This window comes from Flavobacterium defluvii (genome assembly GCF_900129555.1).
In the GTDB taxonomy this organism is placed as follows: Bacteria; Bacteroidota; Bacteroidia; order Flavobacteriales; family Flavobacteriaceae; genus Flavobacterium; species Flavobacterium defluvii.
This window is the reverse complement of the sequence record NZ_FQWC01000011.1, coordinates 139,257-147,950: the sequence shown is the minus strand read 5'-3', so window position 1 is coordinate 147,950 and position 8,694 is coordinate 139,257. Positions and strand designations below refer to the sequence as shown.

At 34.4% G+C, this 8,694-nt stretch carries 5 protein-coding genes and 1 pseudogene; all 6 read right to left on the bottom strand.

Translation table 11 applies throughout. The annotated features are described in order from the left end of the window. Positions 1-102, bottom strand: a pseudogene (locus BUC29_RS21735) (amidinotransferase); the annotation flags it as partial. 93 nt (positions 103-195) lie between these two features. Next, positions 196-1,248: a cyanophycinase gene (locus tag BUC29_RS19535; RefSeq protein ID WP_073418025.1), complete on the bottom strand. Its 1,053-nt coding sequence runs from the start codon at positions 1,246-1,248 to the stop codon at positions 196-198. An 11-nt stretch (positions 1,249-1,259) separates the two neighbouring features. Next, positions 1,260-2,645 (bottom strand): YfcC family protein, encoded by a 1,386-nt coding sequence (locus BUC29_RS19530; protein WP_073418023.1) that lies wholly within the window; start codon positions 2,643-2,645, stop codon positions 1,260-1,262. A 60-nt stretch (positions 2,646-2,705) separates the two neighbouring features. Continuing rightward, on the bottom strand, positions 2,706-3,656 hold the full coding sequence (locus BUC29_RS19525; RefSeq protein WP_073418021.1) for an isoaspartyl peptidase/L-asparaginase family protein: 951 nt from the start codon (positions 3,654-3,656) through the stop codon (positions 2,706-2,708). Positions 3,657-3,744: 88 nt separating this feature from the next. After that, positions 3,745-5,094: a RagB/SusD family nutrient uptake outer membrane protein gene (locus BUC29_RS19520; protein ID WP_084538689.1), complete on the bottom strand. Its 1,350-nt coding sequence runs from the start codon at positions 5,092-5,094 to the stop codon at positions 3,745-3,747. Between the two features lie 11 nt (positions 5,095-5,105). Beyond that, positions 5,106-8,108, bottom strand: coding sequence for a SusC/RagA family TonB-linked outer membrane protein (locus BUC29_RS19515; RefSeq protein ID WP_073418017.1), 3,003 nt, complete (start codon positions 8,106-8,108; stop codon positions 5,106-5,108). Positions 8,109-8,694 lie beyond the last annotated feature (586 nt).

The following is an 8,694-nucleotide window of genomic DNA, read 5'->3' as shown; positions in this document are numbered from 1 at the left end:
ATAGGCTTCATCAATTGTAGGAGTTGGCCCATTATGAACGGCTGAACCCAAAACTACTGCACGAAGTCTTGACGTTTCGTTCTTAACATTTAATTTCAGCATGAATTTATTGTGTTCTTGATGATAATAATACATCTTTAATTTATTGATATTTTCTTTTTAAAACTTAATTAAAATACATTCTTTTGAGATTTTCTACTCTTTTAGTTTGCCATTTTCTACAAACCATTTTTTCCATATACCTCCTTTACCTTCATTCCAGTTATTTAAATTAAAGGTATTAGTTCCGGCATTAGTGCCTTTAACTTCGTAAACATTAATTGCAGCTTGATTCTGGTTCCATTGCAAAGGATTGTTTGGTTTACAAACTTCTGGCTTGTTATCAGCAATTTCGTCATTAGGCATTATAAAATAGGCTGCATCTTCCTTTGAAGGATAACTTCCAAAGACTCTCGCAATTCCTTTTTCGTCTATACATACCGCTGTATATTCTTCACAAGCAATTCCTTTCGCCTGAATTTTATAATCGTTTATAATTCGGGCTAAAAAAGTAACATGTCTTCCTTTTCTGTCTGGGTTATCATAATGCGTATCGGTAATTACATCTTTTAATATTACATTGTCTAAAAAAGGATCTTTTGATATTGTGATTTTAGTATCAAAAGGATTCAATAGTGCTTCCTGAGAAGTAATCGTGCCGTTTTGAGCAGAAAAATAAAAACTTCCCTGAATGGCCATACCGGCACTGGTTCCTCCTACAACTACTTTTTTGTTTGTAATAGCATTATTGATTGCTTCAGAAATTGGCGTGTTTCTCCAATACAAAATATATTCCCATTGATCACCGCCGGCAAACCAAATCGCCTCTGCATTATTTATTTTCTCCAGAATATATTTATCTGAATTTGCTTTGGCGTTTTTAAAAACAATAGTTTCAACAGAATTAACAGCAACGCCCAAAGAATTGAATAAATAAGAATTATAACCATCAGACCCGGAAGTTCTTAATACCAAAACATCTCCGCCATCGGCTCTTTTTAAAAACCATTTCATTGCTTCATCATTTTCGGCCGCTCCTCCCATTAAGCAAATTCCGCCTTGGGGAGTCGTGATTTTATCCACTTTATTTCCTGTAAAATAAGACTGGTAGTTTTTTACTTCTGGATTTTGCGGAACTGGATTTTCGGAATTGTTTTCAGAAGAACAAGCGCTTAAAATAAACAGAAATGTTATCGCTAATATTTTCATTTTAGAATGATTTACCAATTAAACAAATACAACGGAGGGAGAATCAGCAGCATGGACGCTATTAAAAATACCAACATTCTTGGCAGCATCCATTTGAACCATTTACTATATGGTATTTTAGCCAAAGAAAGCGCTCCCATTGTAACACCGCTTGTTGGAATGATAAGATTTGTAAAGCCGTCACCCAATTGAAAGGTAAGTACTGCCATTTGCCTGCTTATTTCAGATGCATCACAAATTGGAATAATTATAGGCATGGTTAACGAAGCTTGTCCAGATCCTGACGGAATGAAAAAGTTTAAAAACGATTGGAAAAAAAAGATGCATTCTGCAGATACAGCGGTTGGTGTATTTTGTGTTATTGCCACTATGGAATTGAGTATTGTATCAATAATTTTGCCTTCCTGTGCAATAATCAAAAGCCCTTTGGCCAGCCCAATTACCAAAGCTGCAGTCATCATGTCTTTGGCTCCTAACACAAAGGCATCGATAGCTTTTGACATTGACATTCTGTAAATAATGGAAACAAAAATGGCTAAGGCCAAAAACAAAGCCGCAATTTCGTTTATGTACCAATCATAATTACTCACTCCATAAATTAATATGAAAATTAAAGCAAAAAGCGCATATAGTATTATTTTTCTTCGTCCATCTAATTTAAAATCTGGTACCTCGTGATTAATATCTTTTTCATCAGTAATGCCAAATAATAAACTTTTTTGAGGATTTTTTTCAATTTTTACAGCATAATGTGTAATTACGGCGCAGGCGCATGTTGTTAAAACAAACCAGACAAAAATTCTATATTCCATTCCGCTAAAAATTGGAATTTGTGCAATACCCTGCGCAATACCAATAGTAAACGGGTTGCTAAAAGCGCCCCCAAAACCAACACCAGTCCCCACAATAGGAATTGCGGCACCAACAATTGCATCATAACCCATGGCTTTTGCCATGGGTACAGTAATCAAAATAAAGATTAAGATTTCTTCGCTCATACCAAAAGTAGCGCCAGCAAAAGAAAACAATACAATTAAAAATGGAACAATGAAAATTTTATGTTTTGGCCTTTTCTGGCTAAACTCAATTACATTAAAAAGTCCGGCATTTATGGCACCTGTCAGGTTTATAATTGAAAAGGCGCCTCCAACCAAAAACACAAATGCAATAATTTGTGATGCCGAAATAAAACCTTTTATCGGAGCTTCTAAAAAAGCCTTAACCCCTTGCGGTGAAGATGATACATGTTTGTAAGAGCCTGCAATAATTTTCTCGGTATTGTTTGTGATAGTCCTATCAAACTCTCCTGCAGGAATTACCCATGTTAAACCAATAAAAAGAACAGTTATCACTAAAATAATGGTAATTGTGTCTGGAAATTTTTGGATTAATTTCATTTTTTATACATTTTTAATTTTTCTTCACTGGGAGTCGCAATTTACGTTAGAAGTGCCTGATTATAGCTCTTCCTCATCCCAGATAAATACCTTTTTTTCATTCTTTTTTTCATTTATAAAACCGCGATACATTCCTTGAGAATTATATGAAAAATTAATATTTCCATGCTTATCAATTGCGATAAGTCCTCCTTCTCCTCCCAGCTGTGTCAAATGTCCTTTGATCGTTACTTCAGTGGCTTGCGCGAGAGACATTTTCCCAAATTCCATTAAATTTGAGACCATTGAAGCGACCGTAGCTCTTATAAAATATTCTCCAACCCCTGTGCAGGATACACCACAAGTTTTATTATTGGCATAAGTCCCGGCTCCAATAATGGCAGAGTCGCCTATGCGCCCGTCCAATTTATTGGTCATTCCTCCTGTTGAAGTTGCTGCGGCTATATTACCATTTCTATCAATAGCAACAGCACCAACTGTTCCCATCTTTAAATTAGTGTGATCCAGAAAGCTTGCGGTTTCAGAAATCTTTTTAGCCTCTAAAAATTGTTCTTTTCTAAAATCTGTGTCAAAGTAATCGTTTTCTACTAATTCATGATTAGTTTGTTCTGCCAAATTATCAGCAGCTACACCAGAAATCATTATAAGATCTTTATTTTCTAATAAGCTTTTGGCAAATAAAACGGGATTTTTTATTTTCATACTGTTTGCTACCGCTCCGGCCTCTAATGTAGCACCATCCATTATTGACGCTTCGAGCAAATGTTTCCCTTCACGGGAATAAACCGCGCCTTTTCCTGCATTAAAATGAATGCTGTTTTCTAAAGCTACTACGGCAGCAGCTACTGCATCAACAGCATTACCGCCTTCTGCTAAAATTTTTTCTCCTGCATTAAGAGCAAGGATTAAGTCATTTTTTATTATTTTTTTATCGGTTTGTGATAGATTCTCGGGAGTTATTACACCAGCACCTCCATGTATACAAAGTGCAAATGGCATTTTATTTATCATTTTTTCTTTTTTTTTGATTATGAAGAAGACTGCTAGGCGGAATACATTTTTTATAGATTAACTCCGCTTTAGCAGCTTTCAATAGGATTTAATATCCCGGATTTTGTTCTAATTTACCGCGTGAAATGGTAATTTCATTTTGCGGTATCGGATAAGTTGTTCTGAAAGCAGGAATATTTAAAATCGAGGTTGCTTTACCCAGTCTTACTAAAGTAAACCACTGATGTCCTTCAAAGCCTAATTCTCTTTTATTTTCTTCAATTAAAATATTGACAAAAGCATCTAGATTTGGAACATCTGCCAAGGTGTAAGGCTGGGCAGGTAAAGATCTTTGACGCACAACATTTAAATCAGACAAAGCCAAGGTTAAATTTTGAGGATCTTTTTTTGCCAATGCTTCTGCACGAATCAGATAAATTTCTGAAAGTTTGATGATGATTGCGTTACCATCTATTTCGCTGTCGCGGGTTCCATATTTATCGCAGTAAACTTCTTTTCCTGAATCATAATATTTATAGCTTCTTGGATCATTGTCATCGTCCATTGGTTTGAAAAAACTACTGTAATCAGCAGAAACTTCTGGCGGTGAAACTGATAAAAACTCCGTTAAGCTATTACCGTCGATACCTAAAAATTGTAACTCTAATATAGCTTCGGCTGAACCTTCAACATCATAAATATCATTATATTTTGTATTTAATTTATACGTACTATTGCTAATTACTTTATTCGCATATAGTATAGCATTATCATAGTCTCCTTGATATAAATAAACTCTTGCAAGTAACGCTTCGGCAGCAGCCTTTGTAATAAAAAATCTATTGCTGTCGTATTTTAAAATTGCGACAGCTTCTTTTAGATCTGAAATAATTTGCTGATAAGACTGCGCAACAGTTGACCTTGAAACTTCAAGCGCCGATTTTGCATCCAGATATTTAGTTGAAACAGGAATACCATATTTTGAGTTTGGATCTGTAAATTGCCCGAATTGGCGCAAAGCATCAAAATGCCCTAATGCTCTGCAAAAAAGGGCAGTTCCTTTAGAATTATCATCTTTCAGCTGAAGTTCTTCCATTTTCTGCAAAATCAAATTACTGGCATTAACAAGCGTATAAACATTTACCCAATTGCTTTGGATATAAGCATTTGATGGCGGCACAATAGCATTGTCCAATTGCGTAAAACGTTCCTGAAAACCTGTTGCATCAGCATTTCCGCCTGTTAATTCTTGAGCCAATATAAATTCGCCACCGTAGTAAGTACCACTTTGCATCACATCATATAATCCAACAGCGGCTGCTTTTAGTGAAATATTGTCTGTTATGGCAGTTGCCGCCGGAATTTCATCATCTAATTTAGTGTCCAGTACATCATCACATCCTAAAACTGTAAAGGCAAGTAACATGGACAAGAATAAATATATCTTTTTATTTTTCATGATTTCGAATTTTAAAATGTTGTACTTAATCCTAATGTAAAGGTGCGTGCCTGACCTAGAGTTCCAAAATCTTCCCCTTGCAGAATATTTAAATCTTCCTGACTTGAAGTATTTGTCGAAACCTCTGGGTCGAAACCTAAATAATCGGTTATGGTAAATAAATTTTGAGCTTGTATATACAGAGAAAGACTATTCAAACCTATTTTATGAATAACATCTGAAGGTAATTTATAAGCAAGACTTAACGTTTTCAGTCTGATATAATCGCCATTTTCTAAAAACTGCGTGCTAAAACGCTGCATTTGTCCATCTTTTGTAGAAGGTCTTGGCACATCTGTAATTTGGCCTGGAGTTCTCCAATAATTATCATATACTCTTTCGCTTATGTTAGAATATGGAATGCCGCTTTTTGTATAACCATAATTATCATAAACATGTCGGCTTTGGTTGAATATTTTGTTTCCACCAGAGAACATGAAGTTTGCTGTTAAGGTAAATCCTTTGTAGGTAAAGTTATTGCTCCATCCGCCAAAATACGTTGGCAATGCGCCACCAACTATTTGTCTGTCAGAGAAATCAATAATTCCATCCTTATTTACGTCATCAAATTTTGCATCTCCCGTTTGTGGATCAACACCCAAAAATTTAATTAAATATAAAGTACTTACCTCTTGTCCTTCCTTAAGGATATGGTTTCTTCCTACTTCTTCTCCATCGTTGATTAATTTTTTAATCTTATTGTCAAGCAGCGTTAGATTTATACCTGTATTCCATTTAAAATCATTTCCATCAAAAACAGCAGCGTTAATTCCAAATTCAAATCCTTTATTTTCTATAGCGCCAACATTTTGATAAACAGAGTTAAAACCTGTAAGTCCCGAAACTTTTGCCTGCAACAAAAGATCATCGGTTTGTTTATTGAAATAATCAGCCGTTAAAGTAATTCGGTTTTTAAATAATCCTAAATCTAAACCTATATCGAGTTGTTTTGTTTTTTCCCAGCCCAGATCCGGATTCTCCAATCGGTTAGGCGCTATTCCCGGAACTCCATTATAATTTGCATTCAAAGTATAAGTTCCTCTCCAGTTTGATCCAATTTCCTGATTTCCTGTAAGTCCGTAACTCGCCCTAATTTTAAGATCAGATACGCTTTCAATTTTAAAAAATTTCTCTTTATTAATTCTCCAAGCTAATGATCCAGAAGGAAAATAACCATATTGATTATTCTCACCAAAACGAGAAGAACCATCAGCCCTCAAAGTAAATGATGTAATATATTTGTCATCGTAAACATAATTTGCTCTTCCAAAAAAGGATTGTAAACCATATTGGTTTCTACCTGAAGAACTAGCTATGATCGTACTTGCCGCCGAAATACTAGATGTTGTGTTGGTTGCATAACCTACACCTGACTGATCAGAAAAACGGGTTTCATTTTCTTGTATGGTCCAGCCTAATATGGCACCGAAATTATGCTTTTCGCCAAATTGTTTATTGTAGTTTAATGTATTTTCTACAAGCCAGTTGGTTTCTTCATAAGTGGCATAAATTCCCTCACCTGTTTTCGATTTATTTGTACCAGAAGGAACATAAGAATCTTCAACCAAGTTGGAATATTCTAATGAAAAAGAAGATTTAAATTTTAAATCCGGAATAATTTTCCATTCAACATATGCTGAGCCTTGTAAACGTGTAGATTGAGAAGTGTTTTTATATTCGTTGGCAATTTGCACAGGATTTTCAAGCGGCCACCAAGTGTTGTATTTAAAAGGATTGGTATACTTCCCATTTTCATCATAAATTGGTTCAGTAGGATCCCAGCCTTGCGCATTGATTACCACTCCATATTCATCATTTTCGCCAATTGTTCGCTGATGATTACTACGAGTTATAAAAAATGTATTTCCTACTTTGAATTTTTCATTAATATTATGATCCAGATTCATGCGGGCACTTAATCTCTTAAAGCCTTGCCCCAATTGAATTCCTTCCTGATTATAATAGTTTCCGCTTAAGTAATAGCTTGTTTTTTCACTTCCTCCTTTAACGCTAAGATCTAAATTTTGGGTTACACCAACTCTAAAGATTTCATCGTAGATATTGGTATTGATTCCTTTTGAAGTATCAATCCAGTCAAAATAATCAGAACCTAGTCCGTCAAATTCTGCAGCGGTGTTAAAAAACTTTTTAAACTTCTCGCTGTCAACCATTTTTGGATATTTCGAAATTTGTGCGAACGAAGTATAGTAATTAACATCTATAGTACTTTTACCAGTTTTACCTCTTTTTGTGGTAATTAAGATTACACCATTTGCACCCCTTGATCCATATATTGCTGCTGCGGCAGCATCCTTTAAAATTGTAAAAGAATCGATATCGTTTGGGCTCAAATCCGCTAAAGGATTAACCGGCTGTATATTTGCATTCAATGCTGAATTGTTTCTGGATACTACAGGAATTCCGTCTATAATATACAAAGGCTGGCTGCTGGCTGAAATAGAAGAAACCCCGCGGATATTAACACTCACAGCGCTACCCGGCGTGGCAGATGATGAACTTATATTTACTCCGGGAGTTTGTCCCTGAAGACTGTTTTCAAAACTAGAAGAAGTTCCCTGAGGTAAATCTTTGGTTTTTATGGATTGAATACTGGAACTTACATCTTTTTTAGATTGTGTTCCATAACCTATAATCACTACTTCATCAAGACTTTGTCCCTGTCCGGATGTCATATAGATCGTGTAATTCAATTTTTCATCTATATTCACTTTTTGAGTTTGGAATCCCATATAAGATAACTCAATTGTAGTGCTGTTTTCAGGTAACTGAAGTTGAAATTTTCCGTCAAAATCTGTAACTGTGCCTGCTTTTGAATTAGGAACAATAACATTTACTCCTACCATAGGTATATTGGATTGCTTGTCTATAACTGTTCCTTTTATAGTTTTTTGTGCATATGTTGAAATGCATGACAACAACACAGCAATTAGTTTTAGTTTTTTGTTTGGTTTCATTTTCTTAGTTTAAAATTTGATAAAATTGACAATAGAAACGCCTTAACGATTCATAAAAATGAAGCGTTTTGGGCATAAAAATCTGTAAACTGAGAATGGAAACTTTTTAACAATTGAATATTGGCTGCAAACCTTTTAGATAAAGTGATTTGCAATCAATACAACGGTTTAATAAATTGGTAAAATTCATTTGGTTTGGTTTGGTTGAGAAAATAAAAAATACAATAATGATACTAAACACTTTAGGAATAGTGTTTAAACATCTTTTCTTCAACAATTAAAGATAGGCTGAAGACCTCTCAAAGTAAGAGATTTTGATTTTGCGATTGTATTTGCTTTTCCTGCAATCAAAATAGAGTGATTTTATTTGATGTTAAAAATAGAAAAAAAATTGAACCAAAAAATAAAAATTACAATTTAATATAAATTATATCCATTTTTTTGGTTTTTACACTGATTTTTCTTCATAATTTTAAGACTTCATTTAAATTAAACAAAGATATTTTCCAAATATTTACTATTAGGAAGCATATCATTGACAGCTTCCTAATAGAAAAAAAATACCTCTCATAAATAAAAATAGCAC

Coding starts and splice junctions, on each gene's coding strand:
- BUC29_RS19535 (WP_073418025.1), bottom strand. CDS start 1,248: ATGAAAATATTAGCGATAACATTTCTGTTTATTTTAAGCGCTTGTTCT.
- BUC29_RS19530 (WP_073418023.1), bottom strand. CDS start 2,645: ATGAAATTAATCCAAAAATTTCCAGACACAATTACCATTATTTTAGTG.
- BUC29_RS19525 (WP_073418021.1), bottom strand. CDS start 3,656: ATGATAAATAAAATGCCATTTGCACTTTGTATACATGGAGGTGCTGGT.
- BUC29_RS19520 (WP_084538689.1), bottom strand. CDS start 5,094: ATGAAAAATAAAAAGATATATTTATTCTTGTCCATGTTACTTGCCTTT.
- BUC29_RS19515 (WP_073418017.1), bottom strand. CDS start 8,108: ATGAAACCAAACAAAAAACTAAAACTAATTGCTGTGTTGTTGTCATGC.